This window comes from Pseudomonas sp. A-RE-22, from assembly GCF_019956035.1.
Lineage (GTDB): Bacteria > Pseudomonadota > Gammaproteobacteria > Pseudomonadales > Pseudomonadaceae > Aquipseudomonas > Aquipseudomonas brassicacearum.
The window spans coordinates 160636-179889 of the sequence record NZ_JAHBCZ010000044.1; the positions used below are offsets into that span (position 1 = coordinate 160636).

Below are 19254 nucleotides of genomic sequence, written 5' to 3' on the forward strand. Positions count from 1 at the left end.
GTTCGATGGTCACCTCGCAACACGCTGAAGAGTTATCCACAGGTGCCCGTCAGCTCGGCGTCAGCCTGACCGAAGCCCAGCACGCGCAATTGCTGGGTTATCTGGCGTTGTTGATCAAATGGAACAAGGCCTACAACCTGACCGCCGTGCGCGATCCGGACGAAATGGTCTCGCGCCATTTGCTCGACAGCCTCAGTGTCATGTCCTTCGTCGAAAATGGTCGCTGGCTGGATGTCGGCAGTGGCGGTGGCATGCCAGGAATCCCGCTGGCGATCCTGTTTCCCGACTCGCAAGTGACCTGCCTGGACAGCAACGGCAAGAAAACCCGCTTCCTGACCCAGGTCAAACTCGAACTCAAACTGGATAACCTGCAAGTTATCCACAGCCGCGTCGAAGCGTTCCAACCTGCCGAGCCGTTCAACGGGATCATCTCCCGGGCGTTCAGCAGCATGGAGAACTTCAGCAACTGGACTCGCCACCTGGGCGACGCCGATACGCGCTGGCTGGCAATGAAGGGCGTTCATCCGGCCGATGAGCTGGTAGCATTGCCGGCAGACTTCCACCTCGATAGCGAACACGCCTTGGCCGTACCCGGTTGCCAAGGCCAACGCCATCTGCTGATACTGCGCCGCACGGCATGATTGGGAACACAAGCAAGAATGGCTAAGGTATTCGCGATAGCGAACCAGAAGGGTGGTGTGGGCAAGACCACCACCTGTATCAACCTCGCAGCATCCCTGGTCGCGACCAAGCGCCGGGTGCTGTTGATCGATCTCGATCCACAGGGCAACGCCACCATGGGTAGCGGTGTGGATAAGCATGGCCTGGAAAACTCCATCTACGACGTCCTGATCGGCGAATGCGATCTGGGCCAGGCCATGCATTTTTCCGAACACGGCGGTTATCAACTGCTGCCGGCCAACCGTGACCTGACGGCGGCCGAAGTGGTGCTGCTGGAAATGCAGATGAAGGAAAGCCGTCTGCGCAGCGCCTTGGCACCGATCCGGGAAAACTACGATTACATCCTGATCGACTGCCCGCCGTCGCTGTCGATGCTGACCCTCAACGCCCTGGTGGCGGCCGATGGGGTAATTATCCCCATGCAGTGCGAATACTTCGCATTGGAAGGGTTGAGCGACCTTGTGGATAACATCAAGCGTATCGCCGAACTGCTGAACCCGGACCTGAAGGTCGAAGGCCTGCTGCGGACCATGTACGACCCGCGCCTGAGCCTGATGAACGATGTTTCGGCCCAGCTCAAGGAACACTTCGGCGAGCAGCTCTACGACACGGTCATCCCGCGTAACATCCGTCTGGCCGAAGCGCCGAGCTACGGCATGCCGGCCCTGGCCTACGACAAACAATCCCGTGGCGCGCTGGCTTACCTGGCCCTGGCGGGCGAGATGGTTCGCCGTCAGCGCCGCAATCCACGCACCGCTGCAGCCCAGCCAACTTAAGGAAACCCCATGGCCGTCAAGAAACGAGGTCTCGGACGTGGACTGGATGCACTGCTCAGCGGTCCCACTGTCAGCTCGCTGGAAGAGCAGGCCGTCCAGGTCGATCAGCGTGAGTTGCAGCATTTGCCGCTGGACCTGATCCAGCGCGGCAAATATCAGCCGCGCCGGGACATGGATCCGCAGGCGCTGGAAGAATTGGCCCAGTCGATCAAGAGCCAGGGCGTGATGCAGCCGATCGTGGTCCGGCCGATCGCCAATGGGCGCTTCGAGATCATTGCCGGCGAACGTCGCTGGCGCGCCAGCCAGCAGGCCGGCCAGGAAACCATCCCGGCGATGGTCCGCGATGTGCCGGATGAAACGGCCATCGCCATGGCGCTGATCGAGAACATCCAGCGTGAAGACCTCAATCCGATCGAGGAAGCCGTGGCCCTGCAGCGCTTGCAGCAGGAATTCCAGCTGACCCAGCAACAAGTTGCCGAGGCGGTGGGCAAGTCCCGCGTGACCGTGGCCAACCTGCTGCGCCTGATTGCGTTGCCGGAAGTCATCAAGACCATGCTGTCCCATGGCGACCTGGAAATGGGTCATGCCCGGGCATTGCTCGGTTTGCCGGAAAATCAACAGGTTGAAGGGGCGCGACATGTTGTCGCACGCGGTCTGACTGTGCGCCAAACCGAGGCACTGGTTCGCCAGTGGCTGAGCGGCAAACCGGCCCCTGTCGAGGCACCCAAAACCGATCCTGATATCGCTCGCCTGGAACAACGCCTGGCCGAGCGCCTGGGCTCTGCGGTGCAGATCCGCCACGGAAAGAAGGGCAAGGGACAATTGGTGATTGGTTACAACTCCCTCGATGAGCTGCAAGGTGTCCTTGCACACATTCGCTGAAACAATTGCTCTTGTAGCGCGCAGTCGGAAATCACTACCTGACAGTTGAATAGGGGCAGAACCGCCCCTATACTCTGCGCGCATTTTGTCGGCACAAATTATGCCAAGTTATTGAATTATGGCGGCCGACTATTGGAGAGCAAAAGCGATGGAAACCCGCACGCCAAACCGCTTGCCGTTCCATCGTCTGGCAGTTTTCCCGGTCTTGATGGCCCAGTTCACCGTTGTACTGATCGCCGCATTGGCGCTCTGGCAATGGAAAGGAGTCGTCGCCGGATACTCAGGGCTTTGCGGAGGCCTGATAGCCTTGCTTCCCAATATTTACTTTGCTCACAGGGCCTTTCGGTTTTCCGGCGCCCGAGCAGCCCAGGCTATCGTCCGGTCTTTTTATGCCGGTGAGGCGGGGAAACTGATTTTGACGGCAGTGCTGTTTGCATTGACGTTCGCAGGTGTGAAGCCACTGGCGCCGCTGGCTGTATTCAGCGTCTTCGTGCTGACCCAACTGGTTAGCTGGTTCGCTCCCCTGCTAATGAGAACAAGACTTTCGAGACCTTAGGGCGTTTGAGGCAACCATGGCAGAGACAACCGCTTCGGGCTATATCCAGCACCACTTGCAGAACCTGACCTTCGGTCAGCTACCCAACGGCGGCTGGGGCTTTGCCCACACCGCAGCAGAAGCCAAGGAAATGGGTTTCTGGGCTTTCCACGTCGATACCCTCGGCTGGTCGGTCGCATTGGGTCTGATCTTCGTTCTTCTTTTCCGCATGGCGGCAAAGAAGGCGACTTCCGGTCAGCCTGGTGCACTGCAGAACTTCGTTGAAGTACTGGTCGAATTCGTCGATGGCAGCGTGAAAGACAGCTTCCATGGCCGTAGCCCGGTGATCGCACCGCTGGCACTGACCATTTTCGTCTGGGTGTTCCTGATGAACGCCGTCGACCTGGTACCGGTCGACTGGATTCCTCAGCTGGCCATCCTGATCTCCGGCGACCACCACATCCCATTCCGCGCCGTGTCGACCACCGACCCGAACGCGACCCTGGGCATGGCCTTCTCGGTCTTCGCACTGATCATTTTCTATAGCATCAAGGTCAAGGGCATCGGCGGCTTCATCGGCGAACTGACCCTGCACCCGTTCGGCAGCAAGAACATCCTGGTTCAAGCCCTGCTGATCCCGGTGAACTTCCTGCTGGAGTTCGTGACCCTGATCGCCAAACCGATTTCTCTGGCACTGCGTCTGTTCGGCAACATGTATGCCGGCGAACTGGTGTTCATCCTGATCGCTGTGATGTTCGGCAGCGGCCTGCTGTGGCTCAGCGGCCTGGGTGTAGTCCTGCAATGGGCGTGGGCTGTGTTCCACATCCTGATCATCACCCTGCAGGCGTTCATCTTCATGATGCTGACCATCGTCTACCTGTCGATGGCGCACGAAGAAAACCATTAAGGCCAGTCTCGACTAGTCTGATGTCCTTCCCGGTCAAACGGGAAGGAGCCCGAACCGGGCTGAGAAACGATTTGTTTTACCGCTTTAATCTAAAAAACCTAAACCATACGACGTAAAAGTCGGGAGGAAAGATGGAAACTGTAGTTGGTCTAACCGCTATCGCTGTTGCACTGTTGATCGGCCTGGGCGCACTGGGTACCGCAATTGGTTTCGGCCTGTTGGGCGGCAAGTTCCTGGAAGGCGCAGCGCGTCAGCCAGAAATGGTTCCAATGCTGCAAGTCAAAATGTTCATCGTGGCCGGTCTGCTCGACGCCGTGACCATGATCGGTGTTGGTATCGCTCTGTTCTTCACCTTTGCGAACCCGTTCGTTGGTCAAATCGCTGGCTAATTACTCGGATGTCTCGAGTAGATTGGTGTGATGGACAACGTAACTGCGAGGTGTTGGCGTGAACATTAATGCGACCCTGATTGGCCAGTCCGTTGCGTTCCTGATTTTTGTACTGTTCTGCATGAAGTTCGTATGGCCTCCGGTCATTGCGGCATTGCACGAACGTCAAAAGAAGATCGCTGATGGTCTGGACGCTGCCAGCCGTGCAGCTCGCGACCTGGAGTTGGCCCATGAGAAAGTGGGTCAGCAACTGCGCGAAGCGAAAGCTCAGGCAGCTGAAATCATCGAGCAAGCCAAGAAACGCGGTACCCAGATTGTCGACGAAGCCCGTGAACAGGCTCGCGTCGAAGCTGACCGTGTGAAGGCTCAGGCTCAAGCCGAGATCGAACAGGAACTCAACAGTGTCAAAGACGCGCTGCGTGCCCAAGTGGGTGCCCTGGCCGTTGGCGGTGCTTCGAAGATCCTGGGTGCCACAATCGATCAAAACGCGCACGCAGAGCTGGTTAACCAACTGGCTGCTGAAATCTAAGCGAGGGCGATCATGGCAGAACTGACCACGTTGGCCCGACCTTACGCTAAGGCGGCCTTCGAGCACGCTCAGGCCCACCAGCAACTGGCCAATTGGTCAGCCATGCTCGGCCTGGCTGCAGCGGTGTCGCAAGACGACACCATGCAGCGCGTGCTCAAGGCCCCGCGACTGACGAGCGCAGAAAAGGCCGCCACGTTCATTGACGTGTGCGGCGACAAGTTCGATGCCAAGGCACAGAATTTCATTCACGTCGTTGCCGAAAACGACCGTCTCCTGCTTCTGCCGGAGATCGCCACTCTTTTTGACCTGTACAAGGCCGAGCAAGAGAAGTCGGTAGACGTGGAAGTGACCAGTGCTTTCGCATTGAACCAAGAACAGCAAGACAAACTCGCCAAGGTTCTCAGTGCACGACTCAACCGGGAAGTGCGCCTGCAAGTCGAGGAAGACAAGTCCCTGATAGGGGGCGTTGTAATCCGCGCCGGCGACCTGGTTATCGATGGCTCGATTCGCGGCAAAATCGCGAAACTTGCCGAAGCATTGAAATCTTGAGTTTGAAGGGGCAGCAGAGCAATGCAGCAACTCAATCCTTCCGAAATAAGTGAAATTATCAAGGGCCGCATCGACAAGCTCGATGTGACCTCCCAAGCCCGTAACGAAGGCACTGTCGTCAGCGTATCTGACGGTATCGTGCGGATTCACGGTCTGGCCGACGTCATGTACGGCGAGATGATCGAGTTTCCGGGCGGCGTCTACGGTATGGCCCTCAACCTGGAGCAAGACTCCGTAGGTGCCGTTGTACTGGGTTCCTACCAGTCGCTGGCCGAAGGCATGAGCGCCAAGTGCACCGGCCGCATCCTCGAAGTTCCAGTTGGAAAGGAACTGCTGGGTCGCGTTGTCGACGCACTGGGTAACCCTGTTGACGGCAAAGGTCCGCTGAACAACACCGAGACCGACGCGGTCGAGAAAGTTGCTCCTGGCGTGATCTGGCGTAAGTCGGTAGACCAGCCTGTACAAACTGGCTACAAGGCTGTCGATGCCATGATCCCTGTCGGCCGTGGCCAGCGTGAGCTGATCATCGGTGACCGTCAGATCGGTAAGACCGCTCTGGCGATCGACGCGATCATCAACCAGAAGAACAGCGGCATTTTCTGCGTCTACGTAGCCATCGGTCAGAAGCAATCGACCATCGCCAACGTGGTTCGCAAGCTGGAAGAAAACGGCGCCCTGGCCAACACGATCATCGTGGCAGCCAGCGCATCGGAATCTCCTGCGCTGCAGTTCCTGGCACCGTACTCCGGTTGCACCATGGGCGAATACTTCCGCGACCGCGGTGAAGACGCGCTGATCGTTTATGACGATCTGTCCAAGCAGGCAGTGGCTTACCGCCAGATCTCCCTGCTGCTGCGCCGTCCACCAGGCCGTGAAGCCTACCCAGGCGACGTGTTCTATCTCCACTCCCGTCTGCTGGAGCGCGCATCCCGCGTTTCGGAAGAGTACGTAGAGAAGTTCACCAACGGCGCAGTGACCGGCAAGACCGGCTCCCTGACCGCTCTGCCGATCATCGAAACCCAGGCTGGCGACGTTTCCGCGTTCGTTCCGACCAACGTGATTTCCATCACCGACGGTCAGATCTTCCTGGAATCGGCCATGTTCAACTCCGGGATCCGTCCTGCTGTGAACGCCGGTGTTTCGGTATCCCGTGTGGGTGGTGCCGCTCAGACCAAGATCATCAAGAAGCTGTCCGGTGGTATCCGTACCGCCCTGGCCCAGTACCGTGAACTGGCGGCATTCGCCCAGTTCGCTTCTGACCTGGACGAAGCGACCCGTAAGCAACTTGAGCATGGTCAGCGCGTTACCGAGCTGATGAAGCAGAAGCAATACGCACCAATGTCGATCGCTGACATGGCGCTGTCGCTGTATGCCGCTGAGCGTGGGTTCCTGACTGACGTTGAAATCGCCAAGGTCGGCAGCTTTGAACAAGCGCTGATTGCTTACTTCAACCGCGATCACGCCGACTTGTTGGCCAAGATCAACGTGAAGGGTGACTTCAATGACGAAATCGACGCTGGCATGAAAGCCGGTATCGAGAAGTTCAAGGCCACCCAAACCTGGTAAGCCGCAGCGGGGGTCGCAAGGCTCCCGCTTGCTAACCTGATAGGTGTTACATGGCAGGCGCAAAAGAGATTCGCAGTAAGATTGCGAGCATCAAAAGCACGCAAAAAATTACCAGCGCCATGGAAAAAGTGGCGGTCAGCAAAATGCGCAAGGCACAAATGCGCATGGCTGCTAGCCGCCCTTATGCGGAGCGCATCCGCCAGGTTATTGGTCATCTGGCCAACGCCAACCCGGAATATCGCCACCCGTTCATGATCGACCGTGCTATCAAGCGCGTCGGTTACGTCGTGGTGAGCAGTGACCGTGGTCTGTGTGGTGGCTTGAACACCAACCTGTTCAAGGCCCTGGTCAAGGACATGGCTGTAAACCGCGAACAAGGCGTCGAGATCGATCTGTGCGTGATTGGTAGCAAGGGTGCGGCTTTCTTCCGCAACTTCGGCGGCAACGTCGTCGCTGCTATCAGCCACCTGGGTGAAGAGCCGTCGATCAATGATCTGATCGGCAGCGTCAAGGTGATGCTGGATGCTTACCTGGAAGGCCGGATTGACCGCCTGTCCGTGGTATCCAACAAGTTCATCAACACCATGACGCAACAGCCAACCGTGGAGCAATTGATCCCACTGGTGGCGACCCCGGAACAGGAACTCAAGCACCACTGGGACTATCTCTACGAACCGGATGCCAAGGAGCTGCTTGACGGCTTGATGGTCCGCTACGTGGAGTCGCAGGTCTACCAGGCGGTGGTCGAGAACAACGCAGCTGAACAAGCAGCGCGGATGATCGCGATGAAGAACGCTACCGACAACGCCGGTGATTTGATCAGCGATTTGCAGCTGATCTACAACAAGGCGCGTCAGGCTGCGATCACCCAAGAGATCTCGGAAATCGTCGGCGGCGCTGCCGCGGTTTAACGGTTCAAATATTCAGAGGATCCAGCTATGAGTAGCGGACGTATCGTTCAAATCATCGGCGCCGTTATCGACGTGGAATTTCCACGCGACAGCGTACCGAGCATCTACAACGCGCTGAAAGTACAAGGCGCGGAAACTACCCTGGAAGTTCAGCAGCAGCTGGGCGACGGCATCGTTCGTACCATTGCGATGGGTTCTACCGAAGGCTTGAAGCGCGGTCTGGACGTTATCGACTCTGGCGCTGCCATCTCCGTACCGGTCGGTAAAGCGACCCTGGGCCGGATCATGGACGTACTGGGTAACCCGATCGACGAAGCGGGTCCGATCGACACCGAAGAGCGCTGGGGCATTCACCGTCCTGCGCCATCCTTCGCTGAACAGGCGGGCGGCAACGACCTGCTGGAAACCGGCATCAAGGTTATCGACCTGGTTTGCCCGTTCGCCAAGGGCGGTAAAGTCGGTCTGTTCGGTGGTGCCGGTGTAGGCAAGACCGTAAACATGATGGAACTGATCCGTAACATCGCCATCGAGCACAGCGGTTATTCCGTGTTCGCCGGTGTGGGTGAGCGTACTCGTGAGGGTAACGACTTCTACCACGAGATGAAGGATTCCAACGTTCTGGACAAAGTGGCACTGGTCTACGGCCAGATGAACGAGCCGCCGGGAAACCGTCTGCGCGTAGCCCTGACCGGCCTGACCATGGCCGAGAAGTTCCGTGACGAAGGTAACGACGTTCTGCTGTTCGTCGACAACATCTACCGTTACACCCTGGCCGGTACCGAAGTATCCGCACTGCTGGGCCGTATGCCTTCGGCAGTAGGTTACCAGCCGACCCTGGCTGAAGAGATGGGCGTTCTGCAAGAACGTATCACTTCGACCAAGGAAGGTTCGATCACTTCGATCCAAGCGGTATACGTACCTGCGGATGACTTGACCGACCCGTCGCCAGCGACCACCTTCGCCCACTTGGACGCCACCGTCGTTCTGTCCCGTGACATCGCTTCCCTGGGTATCTACCCAGCGGTTGACCCACTGGACTCGACTTCGCGCCAGCTGGACCCGAACGTGATCGGCCAGGAGCACTACGACACCGCTCGCGGCGTTCAGTACGTGCTGCAGCGCTACAAAGAGCTGAAGGACATCATTGCGATCCTGGGTATGGACGAGCTGTCGGAAGCCGACAAGCAGTTGGTATCCCGCGCTCGTAAGATCCAGCGCTTCTTGTCGCAGCCGTTCTTCGTGGCTGAAGTCTTCACCGGTGCCTCGGGTAAATACGTTTCCCTGAAAGACACCATTGCTGGCTTCAAAGGCATCCTCAACGGTGACTACGACCACCTGCCAGAACAAGCGTTCTACATGGTCGGCGGCATCGAAGAAGCGATCGAGAAAGCCAAGAAACTGTAATCCCGGCGCCCGGCAACGGGCGCTAATTTAGGTTGAGGCAATCAGATGGCTATGACAGTCCATTGCGATATCGTCAGTGCGGAAGGGGAAATCTTCTCCGGTCTGGTCGAGATGGTGATTGCGCATGGTGAGCTGGGTGATCTTGGTATCGCTCTGGGTCACGCACCGCTGATCACTAATCTGAAACCGGGTCCGATCCGCTTGATCAAGCAGGGCGGGGAAGCCGAGGTGTATTACATCTCCGGTGGTTTCCTCGAGGTTCAGCCGAACATGGTCAAGGTCCTTGCCGACACTGTGCAACGTGCTGCCGACCTGGATGAAGCCTCCGCTCAGGAAGCCGTCAAGGCTGCCGAGAAGGCCCTGCACGAGCGAGGCGCGGAGTTCGATTACGGTTCTGCTGCTGCACGTCTGGCCGAGGCCGCAGCCCAGCTGCGCACCGTCCAGCAGATCCGCAAGAAGTTCGGCGGCTAAGCCGTCTGCTTTCTGTGTGATTGATTAAAAAGGGTAGCCTCGGCTACCCTTTTTTCTTTCCCGATACTCATCATCTGGTCGCAGCCGCTGACCACCCAGGATTGGTAGCCAGTCATGTCTCTCGAAATCGTTATCCTCGCGGCCGGTCAAGGCACCCGCATGCGTTCGGCGCTGCCCAAGGTCTTGCACCCGGTAGCCGGCAATTCCATGCTCAGCCATGTTATCCACAGCGCTCGGCAACTTGATCCACAGCGCATTCACGTGGTGATCGGCCACGGTGCCGATGCGGTGCGCGAACGCCTGGCCGCCGATGACCTGAATTTCGTTCTGCAGGACAAACAACTGGGCACCGGCCATGCGGTGGCCCAGGCCGTGCCGTTCATCACGGCGGATACGGTGCTGATTCTTTACGGCGATGTGCCGCTGATCGAAGTCGACACCTTGCAGCGCCTGCTCAAGCAGGTCGCGCCACAGCAGTTGGGCCTGTTGACCGTCGAGCTGGACGACCCCACCGGTTATGGCCGCATCATGCGTAACATCGACGGCCAAGTGACCGCCATCGTCGAGCAGAAGGACGCCAACGAAGCCCAGCGCGCGATCACTGAAGGCAACACCGGGATTCTGGCCATACCGGCCGAGCGCCTGGGTGACTGGATGAGCCGCTTGTCGAACAACAACGCCCAGGGCGAGTACTACCTGACCGACGTGATTGCCATGGCGGTCAGCGACGGGCTGGTGGTCGCCACCGAGCAGCCGCTGGACGCCATGGAAGTGCAGGGCGCCAATGATCGCCGGCAACTGGCAGAACTGGAGCGCCACTATCAATTGCGCGCCGCCCGCCGCTTGATGGCCCAAGGCGTGACCCTGTGCGATCCGGCCCGTTTCGACGTGCGTGGTGAAGTCAGCGTGGGCCGCGATGTGGTCATCGACATCAACGTCATCCTCGAAGGCAAGGTTGTCATCGAAGACGACGTGGTCATCGGCCCGAACTGCGTGATCAAGGACAGCACCCTGCGCAAAGGCGTGGTGATCAAGGCCAACAGCCATCTCGACGGTGCGGTCATGGGGGAGGGCAGCGACGCCGGCCCGTTTGCCCGCCTGCGCCCAGGTTCGGTGCTGGAAGCCCGTGCCCATGTGGGTAACTTCGTTGAACTGAAGAATGCTCACTTGGGCGAAGGCGCCAAGGCTGGGCACCTGACCTACCTCGGTGACGCTGAAGTCGGCGCCCGGACCAACATTGGCGCCGGGACCATCACCTGCAACTACGATGGTGCCAACAAGTGGAAAACCGTGTTGGGTGAAGATGTGTTCATCGGCTCGAACAACTCCTTGGTGGCGCCTGTGGATATCTCCAACGGTGCGACCACGGCAGCCGGTTCGACCATTACCCAGAATGTGGATAACGCACAGTTGGCGGTGGGACGAGCGCGCCAGAAGAATATTGATGGCTGGAAGCGCCCGGAGAAAATCAAGAAAAGTTAAGTTATCCACAATCCCCTGTGGGAGCGAGCTTGCTCGCGATAGCGGTGTATCAGGTAAAGCAGCATTGCCTGAACTGGCCCCTTCGCGAGCAAGCTCGCTCCCACAGTAATTTAGGGAGTTTCTGAATTTTTCTTTTCCTGCCTTGACGACATCCCTTCAATAGGTTTTGATTGCTTACGTTATCTTTCGAATCGAAACTTATACCGCCATGTCGAAACGCAACACACCACAGCGCCGTCACAACATTCTAGCCTTGCTCCAAGAGCAGGGTGAGGTCAGTGTGGATGAGTTGGCCAAGCGCTTCGAAACCTCGGAAGTTACGATTCGCAAGGATCTCGCCGCCCTGGAAACCAACGGCCTGCTGCTGCGTCGCTATGGTGGCGCGGTCCCGATGCCGCAGGAGTTGGTGGCCGATAACGGGCAAACTGTCTCCAAGTACAAGCTGGCCATTGCCCGGGCCGCGGTGAAGCGGATCCGCGAACATGCGCGCATCATCATCGACAGCGGCAGCACCACGGCGGCCATGATTCCGCAACTCGGCCAACAGCCGGGCCTGGTGGTGATGACCAATTCCCTGCACGTCGCCAATGCCTTGAGCGAACTGGAGCACGAGCCGGTGCTGTTGATGACCGGCGGCACCTGGGATCCTCACTCCGAGTCGTTCCAGGGCCAGGTGGCCGAGCAGGTCCTGCGTTCCTATGACTTCGACCAGCTGTTCATCGGCGCCGACGGCATCGATCTGGTTCGAGGTACCACCACCTTCAACGAACTGCTGGGCTTGAGCCGTGTGATGGCTGAGGTTGCCCGGGAAGTGATCGTGATGGTGGAGGCCGACAAGATCGGCCGCAAGATCCCCAACCTGGAGTTGCCGTGGAGCAGCGTCCATACCCTCATTACCGATGATCGCCTGCCCGTAGAGGCCCGCGATCAGATTCAGGCCCGCGGCATCACCGTGATCTGCGCGCCTGTCAGCCAGGAGAAATAGCATGTGTGGAATTGTCGGCGCCGTTGCTGAACGCAACATCACTGCAATCTTGCTCGAAGGCCTCAAGCGCCTGGAATACCGCGGCTACGACAGCGCCGGTGTGGCGATATTGACCAACGACGAAAAGCTTGAGCGGATGCGTCGTCCGGGCAAGGTCAGCGAATTGGAACGCGCCCTGGACGCTGAACCGCTGATTGGTCGCCTGGGCATTGCCCACACCCGTTGGGCCACTCATGGCGCACCGTGCGAGCGCAACGCCCATCCCCATTTCTCCGGCGATCTGGCGGTAGTGCACAACGGCATCATCGAGAACTATGAAGCCTTGCGCGAACAGCTCAAGGCGCTCGGCTATGTGTTCACCTCGGACACCGACACTGAAGTCATCGCCCATCTGCTCAATCACAAGCTCAAAGACCTGGTGGACCTGACCGTCGCCCTCAAGGCCACCGTCAAGGAACTGCACGGGGCCTATGGGCTGGCGGTCATCAGTGCGAAACAACCGGATCGTCTGGTGGCGGCCCGCAGCGGCAGCCCATTGGTCATCGGCCTGGGCCTGGGGGAAAACTTCCTGGCGTCCGATCAGTTGGCACTGCGTCAGGTTACCGACCGCTTCATGTACCTGGAAGAAGGCGATATCGCCGAAATTCGCCGCGACAGCGTGCAGATCTGGGACCTCGACGGCAAAGACGTGGTACGTGAAACCGTCCAGTACCGCGACGGTGCCGACGCCGCCGACAAGGGCGAGTTCCGCCACTTCATGCTCAAGGAAATCCACGAACAACCGGCCGTAGTGCAACGCACCCTGGAAGGCCGCATGAGTCAGAACCAGGTGCTGGTCCAAGCGTTCGGTCCACAGGCGGCCGAGTTGTTCGCCAAGGTTCGCAACGTGCAGATCGTGGCCTGCGGCACCAGTTATCACGCCGGCATGGTCGCCCGTTACTGGCTGGAAGAACTGGCCGGTATTCCGTGCCAGGTCGAAGTCGCCAGCGAGTTCCGCTATCGCAAAGTGGTGGTGCAGCCTGACACGCTGTTCGTCACCATTTCCCAATCCGGTGAGACTGCCGACACCCTGGCCGCCCTGCGCAATGCCAAGGAACTGGGCTACCTCGCTAGCCTGGCGATCTGCAACGTGGGCATCAGCTCGCTGGTGCGTGAATCCGACCTGACCCTGCTGACCCAGGCCGGCCGCGAAATCGGTGTGGCGTCGACCAAGGCGTTCACCACGCAGCTGGTGGGCCTGCTGTTGCTGACCCTGTCCCTGGGCCAGGTGCGCGGTACCCTGGGCAAAGGGGTTGAGGCAACATTGGTTGAAGAGCTGCGCCGCCTGCCGGCCCGCCTGGGAGAAGCCTTGGCAATGGACAGCACGGTGGAAAAAATCGCCGAGCTGTTCGCCGAGAAGAACCACACTCTGTTCCTGGGCCGTGGCGCGCAATTCCCGGTGGCGATGGAAGGGGCCTTGAAGCTCAAGGAAATCTCCTACATCCACGCCGAGGCCTACCCGGCCGGCGAGCTCAAGCACGGCCCGCTGGCGCTTGTGGATAACGACATGCCGGTGGTCACCGTCGCGCCGAACAACGAGCTGCTGGAAAAGCTCAAGTCCAACCTGCAGGAAGTGCGCGCCCGTGGCGGCCAGTTGATTGTCTTTGCTGACGAAAAGGCTGGCATGACCAATGGCGAAGGCACCCACGTGGTACACATGCCACACATCCACGACATCCTCTCGCCGATTCTCTACACCATCCCATTGCAGTTGTTGTCGTACTACGTAGCAGTGCTCAAGGGCACCGATGTGGACCAGCCGCGTAACCTGGCGAAATCTGTGACGGTGGAGTGAGTCGCCCACCAGGAGCCTGGCTCTCCTTGGTGATCCTAAGTCATAAGTCTGTTCGGGTTTAGCGCTGCTAAACCCGGTCATTCTTCCCTGACGCATGGCTAGACCTTGATCGTATATCCCCCTTTACCACAGCAGAATAGGAACCAGATTTAACATCTGCGCTAATTGAGCAGCCAGAGGTGGAACTGGAAGGTATTTTTCGATTTTTATCTGAAATATGAAAAAATACTTTCATATTTTGCCGCTTAGAAGCGAGTGCCCGGAGTCTATGTGCTAGTATTTTTTCAAATTCCTGCAGAAATTGAAAAAATACGGCCATGCCTAAAAAAACCGCACCCCTCATGCCGTCAGCCGAGCGGCTCCTGCGCCAGTTTGGCGAACGGATCGAGCTGGCTCGTAAGCGCCGTAAGATAACTGCGGCGCAAATGGCGGCGCGGGCAGGCATGAGCGCCCCCACGTTGAGGGCGCTGGAAAGTGGCAGCCCCGCTGTGACCATCGGAGCCTACGTTTCAGTGTTAGTAGCCTTGGGGTTGGAGAAGGATCTCGAATTGCTCGCACGCACGGATGAGCTAGGCCGTGATCTGCAAGATGCTGAGCTGAAAGGGCGGTCTGCAGTCGAGCACATCAAGCCAAAAGTACGGCTGCCTCAGTTTCATTGGGACAACTTGGTCAGCGTCTCAGCAAAAGAAAATAGTTCTACATCACCAGCCGCTGACAGTCGGAGCCAGACAAGCTCTGAACTGGCTAAGAAGCTTCTAGGGGACGACGATGCCTGAAAGGATTTTCGTCTACGCAGACTGGAATGAAACAGCACCGGTACTGCTTGGGACCCTTCATTCCCGCAGATTGGCAGGATCAGAGCGTATGGAGTTTGAATACGCGCGGGCCGTTCTTCAAACCATTCACACTCAGATTGCGATCGACCCTCGGATTCAGCCTTACGAAGGACGGCAATATCCAGCGAGAAATTGCTTTGGGTGCGTATCGGACTCCTCACCTGATCGATGGGGGCGACTGCTGATGGATCGTCGCTTGGAGCGGGATAAAAGAGCAGGAGTCGTACCGCAGGACGCACGGCTATTTGACTCGGACTACCTCATCGGTGTTCACGACGCTTACCGGGTAGGGGGGTTGCGTTTCAAAGTGGAGGAAGAGGGAGCGTTCCTTGACGACCATGTGGAACAGGCCGCCCCACCTATGGCTCGCATGCGGGAGCTTGAAGAGGCTTCGCGTCGATTTGAAGCTGGAGAGGATCGGGGGGCTCAGGGGCAGGACTGGATTCGAATGCTCATTGCTCCAGGTGGCTCTCTGGGCGGAGCGAGGCCCAAGGCAAGCGTAGTCGATGACGATCACGCTCTCTGGATAGGAAAATTCCCCAGTAATAGAGACGCCCACGACGTGGGCGGCTGGGAGATGGTCGTCAACACATTGGCCCAAGGCTGTGGACTAAATGTTGCCGAAGGGAGAGCGCAACGATACGCGAGTGATTACCACTGTTTCATGGTTAAACGCTTTGACAGAACAGCAACGGGTGGACGACTTCACTTTGCTTCAGCGATGACCCTGACGGAGCACCAAGATGGTGATGGGCATGAGACGGGGGCGAGTTATCTGGAGATTGCAGAGGTATTGGTGAGGGAGGGTGCCGCTCCCGACTTAGATCTTCGCGAGCTTTGGCGAAGAATTGTCTTCAACATGCTGGTTTCGAATACTGACGATCATCTACGAAACCATGGCTTCCTATTGGAGCCAGGACGCGGTTGGCGTCTTTCGCCTGCGTATGACATGAACCCTGTCCCTGGAGATACTGGCTTGAGGCTCAACGTTTCAGAGGCAGATAATGCCATGGACCTTGATTTGGCAATGAGCGTGGCCGGTTACTTCCGCGTGTCCGCTGACGATGCCAGACAAACCATCGGGAGGTTCCAGGGCGTCGTCAGGAAATGGCCCAGAGTCGCGCGCTATCTGGGAATCTCAAGCGATGAGCAGGAGCGCATAGCGCCAGCATTCGCGCTTGCCCGCTAACTGCTACTCCAGAAAACAACGATCAAAAAGATAAACGCTGGTCGGCTTGAGATTTTCCACCGTACGTTGCGGGCGGCCGCCGTCGCCGCTTTTTTTGCGACCGGTTTCCTGCAAATAACCCGCCTCGGTCATCTTCAGCAAACGCTGGCGCATGCTGGTCTTGAGTACCGGGCGATCGAGCACCACGGAGAAAATGCCCACCGCTTCCGGCGCGCTGAATTCCGGGCCCAGGAACATCAGCGGCAGACTGCTATAGAGGGCTTTGGACAACAACCGCTCCTGGACGGCAGCCACCAGGCTGTTGTGGTCGAAAGGAAGTTTGATCGAGGCGTCGGCCACATCCTTGAGCGGAAAAAAACCCTGGTGTTCGGCGAGCTGGACCGCCTCGCTGATAATCGCCAGGTAGAACGTCGAGGACGACCAGCAGCGCGGATCGCGGAACGCGTCGCCGACGGTGCCGACCTGTTCGATCCAGGCCAGCGGCATGCCGACCTTGTTTGAGTTACGCAGGCGCTCCACGGCGTCGTTCAGCGTGAGATCTTCGACGTCACCATTGACCACGATCCCGGGCAGCGCCCAATGGCCGATAAACGGCTCGGCTTCCCGTCGGTTCAGGAGGATTTCCAGTGCGTGGGTTTCCCGGCAGAAGCGCAGCACACAGAGGTCGATGGTGTGCAGATAACCGCGCGCGGAGGCTGTGCTAGTGGGCATGTCGATTTCCGTGGGGAGCGTAAAGACCATAGTTTAACGGGTTCATGCCCGGTGCCATCCAGTCGCTGGGAAGCGGTTTGCCCAAAGCCAGTCGGTCGCGAACCACCGTGCTGCGCACGTGGATCCTTTCCTCCACGCAAAGAATGGAAAAACGCTCCAGCAATTCCTGGCCGCGGTAGAAGGTCGGCAGCCGATCCGCAACATCCCGGCCCACCACCAACGCAATCCGCTTGCCGTCCAGGGCCAGGCTGTCGGCGAGGTGGGCGAGCAGGGTGTAGCTGTAGATTGCGCCTTCAACGCCACGGGCCACGACCTGTTCCACCCGGCTTGCACGCACTTCGGCGCAGCACAGTGGCTGAACGTTCTCGACGATCGATTCCAGCCAGTTCAGGCGAACCTCATAGTCGACCATTTGCTTGCCGTAGGGATGCCGCAAGCTAGGGACCACCAGCACGCGTCTGGCCTGGTGTGAGGCCTCGATCATCACATGGGCGTGACCGGCGTGTGGGGGATTGAAGGCGCCGCCATAAAGGGCAATCTCGAACATGGCACATCCTCTTTTGGTACATGACATGTACTCTATCAGCAAAATCTTTCTAGTGAAAACCTGCTTTATGCTGAACCATAGCCATTAATTAAAGAAGACTCATCAAAAATATTTTCTGCGAGTGGCTTGTTATGAAAGTACACCTTGTGTACTCTCATGGCCATGAAGAGGAGAAACCCAGCATGAACAGCCTGACCCGGAAAACAGCTTCCTTCGATGTCGATGCGCAAAAGAGCTTCACGCCGCTATGCCCCGATGAGCTTCCGGTGCCGGGCGGTGACCAGATTGGCGGTGAGCTGAATTTCATCGCGTCCCTGGCCAGCCTCCGCGTCGGCAGCAAGGACGCCCATTCGCCCCTGGCTCCGTGGGTGGTCGCCGATCACGCACAGATGTTCGTGCCGACCGGGCTCGAGCATGCCGATATCACCTGGGTCAGCCACTGCGTTCCCGGCACAGAAGGTTTCGCCCTGCTGGATCAACTGCCGACTCCCTACGACTACGACTATTTCGTCTGGAAGGGGGTCGAGCCGGATTTGCACCCCTACGGCGCCTGCTATCACGACCTGCACGGCAAGCTGTCCACCGGGGTGATCGAGTACCTGAACGGCCTGGGTGTGGAGCAGGTGATAGTTGGCGGGCTGGCGCTGGATTTCTGCGTCAAGACCACCGTTTTGCAACTGGCCGCCGCCGGCTTCAAGGTGATCATTCACCTCCCGGCCTGTCGGGCCATCAGTGAGCAGGGGGCTATTCAAGCCATTCAAGACATGCGGCAAGCGGGCGTCTCGGTTGCCGCGACGCGCGAAGAAACCATCCGCCTGGCAAACGCATAAGGAAGAGCCATGGACAGCGCATTCGATTCAAGCAGCGGCACCATCCAGAGTCTTCTGGATACCGACTACTACACCTTCACCATGATGCAGGCGGTCTTGCACCAGCACCCGAATGTCGAGGTGGAATACCAGTTCATCGTACGCTCCAAGGAGCGCCTCGGTCACCTGATCCCGGATATTCGTGTCGAGCTTGAGAGGCTCGCCGGGCTGCAGCTGCGCGAGGGGGAGCAGCGGTTTCTGTTCAACAAGCGTTTCCGTGAGTACCTGACACCGGACTTCGAGCAGTTCCTCGGCCTGTTTCGCTTCAATTTGCGCTACATACACGTTTCGGAAGTCGACGGCCAACTGCACATCCGCGTCCGCGGTCCGATGCTGCACTGCATCATGTTCGAACAGCCGGTATTGGCGATGGTCAGCGAACTGCGCAACCGCGAGAAATACCCCGAAGTCGAGTTGGCCGACGTCACCCGCAAGCTGTACCAGAAGTTCGAATGGCTGGAGAAAAACGCCAGCCGTGAAGAACTCGCCGAGTTTCGCGTTTCAGACTTCTCCACCCGGCGGCGGCTGTCGTTCAGGGCCCAGCGTGAAGTGGTGAATATCATGCGCAGTGATTTTCCTGGCGTCTTTGTCGGCACCAGTAACGCTCACTTGGCTTACGAGTTCGATCTGCCCCTGATCGGCACCATGGCTCACCAATGGCTGATGGTGCATCAACAACTCGGGCGCTTGCGCGAGAGCCAGAACGCGGCGTTGGAAAACTGGGTGCGCGAGTATCGTGGTCGGCTCGGTATCGCCCTGACGGACTGCATCAGCACCGACTTTTTCCTCAAGGATTTCGACCTGTACTTTGCCAAGCTCTATGACGGCCTGCGCCAGGATTCCGGTGACCCGATCGTCTGGGCTGACAAGGTGCTGGGGCGTTATCAGGAACTGGGCATCGACCCGCGCACCAAGGACCTGATGTTCTCCGATGGCCTCAATTTCGAAAAGTGCCTGCCGATCCTGCGTCATGTTCGCGGCAAGGCCAAATTCGGTTTTGGCATGGGTACCAGCCTGGCCTGCGATGTCGACGGTGTCGAACCGCTGAGCATCGTCATGAAGCTGGTGCGGGTCCACGGCGAGCCGGTCGTGAAGTTCTCCGACGACCCGATCAAGAACGTCTGCGAGGATGCCTCGTTTCTGCGGTACGCCGCCCAAGTGTTCAACGTTGCCCTGATCAATCCACAGCTGGGAGCCTGAT

At 58.4% G+C, this 19254-nt stretch carries 21 protein-coding genes; 19 read left to right on the forward strand and 2 right to left on the reverse strand.

Annotated elements, in window-relative coordinates:
- The first annotated feature begins 5 nt into the window (after nt 1-5).
- The 17 genes from rsmG (at nt 6) to KGA89_RS21330 (ending at nt 15926) form a co-directional block, all read left to right on the forward strand.
- Complete coding sequence (gene rsmG / locus KGA89_RS21250; RefSeq protein WP_013694637.1) at nt 6-641, forward strand: 16S rRNA (guanine(527)-N(7))-methyltransferase RsmG; 636 nt, start codon at nt 6-8, stop codon at nt 639-641.
- Nucleotides 642-659: 18 nt separating this feature from the next.
- Complete coding sequence (locus tag KGA89_RS21255; RefSeq protein ID WP_003207100.1) at nt 660-1457, forward strand: ParA family protein; 798 nt, start codon at nt 660-662, stop codon at nt 1455-1457.
- Nucleotides 1458-1466: 9 nt separating this feature from the next.
- A complete protein-coding gene (locus KGA89_RS21260) occupies nt 1467-2339 on the forward strand; it encodes a ParB/RepB/Spo0J family partition protein (RefSeq protein ID WP_003207098.1) in 873 nt (290 codons plus the stop codon).
- 148 nt (nt 2340-2487) lie between these two features.
- Nucleotides 2488-2895, forward strand: a complete 408-nt coding sequence (locus KGA89_RS21265; RefSeq protein ID WP_013694636.1) for a F0F1 ATP synthase subunit I — start codon at nt 2488-2490, stop codon at nt 2893-2895.
- Nucleotides 2896-2911: 16 nt separating this feature from the next.
- A complete protein-coding gene (gene atpB / locus KGA89_RS21270; RefSeq protein ID WP_003207096.1) occupies nt 2912-3781 on the forward strand; it encodes a F0F1 ATP synthase subunit A in 870 nt (289 codons plus the stop codon).
- Between the two features lie 131 nt (nt 3782-3912).
- Nucleotides 3913-4170 (forward strand): F0F1 ATP synthase subunit C, encoded by a 258-nt coding sequence (atpE, locus tag KGA89_RS21275; protein ID WP_003097235.1) that lies wholly within the window; start codon nt 3913-3915, stop codon nt 4168-4170.
- A 58-nt stretch (nt 4171-4228) separates the two neighbouring features.
- Complete coding sequence (locus tag KGA89_RS21280) at nt 4229-4699, forward strand: F0F1 ATP synthase subunit B (protein WP_003187193.1); 471 nt, start codon at nt 4229-4231, stop codon at nt 4697-4699.
- Nucleotides 4700-4711: 12 nt separating this feature from the next.
- On the forward strand, nt 4712-5248 hold the full coding sequence (locus KGA89_RS21285) for a F0F1 ATP synthase subunit delta (protein WP_003207094.1): 537 nt from the start codon (nt 4712-4714) through the stop codon (nt 5246-5248).
- A gap of 21 nt (nt 5249-5269) precedes the next feature.
- Nucleotides 5270-6814, forward strand: a complete 1545-nt coding sequence (atpA, locus tag KGA89_RS21290; RefSeq protein WP_003207093.1) for a F0F1 ATP synthase subunit alpha — start codon at nt 5270-5272, stop codon at nt 6812-6814.
- Nucleotides 6815-6864: 50 nt separating this feature from the next.
- Nucleotides 6865-7725 (forward strand): F0F1 ATP synthase subunit gamma, encoded by an 861-nt coding sequence (gene atpG, locus KGA89_RS21295; protein ID WP_003207090.1) that lies wholly within the window; start codon nt 6865-6867, stop codon nt 7723-7725.
- A gap of 27 nt (nt 7726-7752) precedes the next feature.
- The gene (gene atpD / locus KGA89_RS21300; RefSeq protein ID WP_003207089.1) at nt 7753-9129 is read left to right on the forward strand and encodes a F0F1 ATP synthase subunit beta; all 1377 of its coding nucleotides are present in this window, start codon (nt 7753-7755) and stop codon (nt 9127-9129) included.
- A gap of 45 nt (nt 9130-9174) precedes the next feature.
- Nucleotides 9175-9600 (forward strand): F0F1 ATP synthase subunit epsilon, encoded by a 426-nt coding sequence (locus KGA89_RS21305; RefSeq protein WP_003207087.1) that lies wholly within the window; start codon nt 9175-9177, stop codon nt 9598-9600.
- 114 nt (nt 9601-9714) lie between these two features.
- Nucleotides 9715-11082: a bifunctional UDP-N-acetylglucosamine diphosphorylase/glucosamine-1-phosphate N-acetyltransferase GlmU gene (gene glmU, locus KGA89_RS21310; protein ID WP_223472458.1), complete on the forward strand. Its 1368-nt coding sequence runs from the start codon at nt 9715-9717 to the stop codon at nt 11080-11082.
- 208 nt (nt 11083-11290) lie between these two features.
- On the forward strand, nt 11291-12067 hold the full coding sequence (locus KGA89_RS21315) for a DeoR/GlpR family DNA-binding transcription regulator (RefSeq protein WP_060739917.1): 777 nt from the start codon (nt 11291-11293) through the stop codon (nt 12065-12067).
- A gap of 1 nt (nt 12068) precedes the next feature.
- Nucleotides 12069-13901, forward strand: a complete 1833-nt coding sequence (gene glmS / locus KGA89_RS21320; protein WP_223472459.1) for a glutamine--fructose-6-phosphate transaminase (isomerizing) — start codon at nt 12069-12071, stop codon at nt 13899-13901.
- A 317-nt stretch (nt 13902-14218) separates the two neighbouring features.
- Nucleotides 14219-14677, forward strand: coding sequence for a helix-turn-helix domain-containing protein (locus KGA89_RS21325; RefSeq protein ID WP_013694633.1), 459 nt, complete (start codon nt 14219-14221; stop codon nt 14675-14677).
- A complete protein-coding gene (locus KGA89_RS21330) occupies nt 14670-15926 on the forward strand; it encodes a type II toxin-antitoxin system HipA family toxin (protein WP_223472460.1) in 1257 nt (418 codons plus the stop codon). Before KGA89_RS21325 ends, KGA89_RS21330 begins: the two co-directional genes overlap by 8 nt.
- Nucleotides 15927-15929: 3 nt before the next feature.
- Here KGA89_RS21330 and KGA89_RS21335 read toward each other — a convergent pair whose 3' ends face one another.
- Both KGA89_RS21335 and KGA89_RS21340 read right to left on the reverse strand, forming a co-directional pair.
- Nucleotides 15930-16637, reverse strand: a complete 708-nt coding sequence (locus KGA89_RS21335) for an NUDIX hydrolase (RefSeq protein WP_223472461.1) — start codon at nt 16635-16637, stop codon at nt 15930-15932.
- Nucleotides 16627-17184, reverse strand: coding sequence for an adenylyltransferase/cytidyltransferase family protein (locus tag KGA89_RS21340; RefSeq protein ID WP_223472462.1), 558 nt, complete (start codon nt 17182-17184; stop codon nt 16627-16629). The genes KGA89_RS21335 and KGA89_RS21340 overlap by 11 nt, the downstream gene beginning before the upstream one ends.
- Nucleotides 17185-17366: 182 nt before the next feature.
- Here KGA89_RS21340 and KGA89_RS21345 point away from each other — a divergent pair, with 182 nt between their 5' ends.
- Together KGA89_RS21345 and pncB are read left to right on the forward strand one after the other, a co-directional pair.
- The gene (locus KGA89_RS21345) at nt 17367-18014 is read left to right on the forward strand and encodes a nicotinamidase (protein ID WP_223472463.1); all 648 of its coding nucleotides are present in this window, start codon (nt 17367-17369) and stop codon (nt 18012-18014) included.
- Nucleotides 18015-18023: 9 nt separating this feature from the next.
- Entirely contained in the window at nt 18024-19253 is a 1230-nt protein-coding gene (gene pncB / locus KGA89_RS21350; protein ID WP_053161600.1) for a nicotinate phosphoribosyltransferase, read from the forward strand.
- Nucleotide 19254 lies beyond the last annotated feature (1 nt).

Excerpts from the sequence above, each read along its gene's own strand:
- rsmG (WP_013694637.1), top strand. The coding sequence starts at position 6 with ATGGTCACCTCGCAACACGCTGAAGAGTTATCCACAGGTGCCCGTCAG.
- KGA89_RS21255 (WP_003207100.1), top strand. The coding sequence starts at position 660 with ATGGCTAAGGTATTCGCGATAGCGAACCAGAAGGGTGGTGTGGGCAAG.
- KGA89_RS21260 (WP_003207098.1), top strand. The coding sequence starts at position 1,467 with ATGGCCGTCAAGAAACGAGGTCTCGGACGTGGACTGGATGCACTGCTC.
- KGA89_RS21265 (WP_013694636.1), top strand. The coding sequence starts at position 2,488 with ATGGAAACCCGCACGCCAAACCGCTTGCCGTTCCATCGTCTGGCAGTT.
- atpB (WP_003207096.1), top strand. The coding sequence starts at position 2,912 with ATGGCAGAGACAACCGCTTCGGGCTATATCCAGCACCACTTGCAGAAC.
- atpE (WP_003097235.1), top strand. The coding sequence starts at position 3,913 with ATGGAAACTGTAGTTGGTCTAACCGCTATCGCTGTTGCACTGTTGATC.
- KGA89_RS21285 (WP_003207094.1), top strand. The coding sequence starts at position 4,712 with ATGGCAGAACTGACCACGTTGGCCCGACCTTACGCTAAGGCGGCCTTC.
- atpA (WP_003207093.1), top strand. The coding sequence starts at position 5,270 with ATGCAGCAACTCAATCCTTCCGAAATAAGTGAAATTATCAAGGGCCGC.
- atpG (WP_003207090.1), top strand. The coding sequence starts at position 6,865 with ATGGCAGGCGCAAAAGAGATTCGCAGTAAGATTGCGAGCATCAAAAGC.
- atpD (WP_003207089.1), top strand. The coding sequence starts at position 7,753 with ATGAGTAGCGGACGTATCGTTCAAATCATCGGCGCCGTTATCGACGTG.
- KGA89_RS21305 (WP_003207087.1), top strand. The coding sequence starts at position 9,175 with ATGGCTATGACAGTCCATTGCGATATCGTCAGTGCGGAAGGGGAAATC.
- glmU (WP_223472458.1), top strand. The coding sequence starts at position 9,715 with ATGTCTCTCGAAATCGTTATCCTCGCGGCCGGTCAAGGCACCCGCATG.
- KGA89_RS21315 (WP_060739917.1), top strand. The coding sequence starts at position 11,291 with ATGTCGAAACGCAACACACCACAGCGCCGTCACAACATTCTAGCCTTG.
- glmS (WP_223472459.1), top strand. The coding sequence starts at position 12,069 with ATGTGTGGAATTGTCGGCGCCGTTGCTGAACGCAACATCACTGCAATC.
- KGA89_RS21325 (WP_013694633.1), top strand. The coding sequence starts at position 14,219 with ATGCCTAAAAAAACCGCACCCCTCATGCCGTCAGCCGAGCGGCTCCTG.
- KGA89_RS21330 (WP_223472460.1), top strand. The coding sequence starts at position 14,670 with ATGCCTGAAAGGATTTTCGTCTACGCAGACTGGAATGAAACAGCACCG.
- KGA89_RS21335 (WP_223472461.1), bottom strand. The coding sequence starts at position 16,637 with ATGCCCACTAGCACAGCCTCCGCGCGCGGTTATCTGCACACCATCGAC.
- KGA89_RS21340 (WP_223472462.1), bottom strand. The coding sequence starts at position 17,184 with ATGTTCGAGATTGCCCTTTATGGCGGCGCCTTCAATCCCCCACACGCC.
- KGA89_RS21345 (WP_223472463.1), top strand. The coding sequence starts at position 17,367 with ATGAACAGCCTGACCCGGAAAACAGCTTCCTTCGATGTCGATGCGCAA.
- pncB (WP_053161600.1), top strand. The coding sequence starts at position 18,024 with ATGGACAGCGCATTCGATTCAAGCAGCGGCACCATCCAGAGTCTTCTG.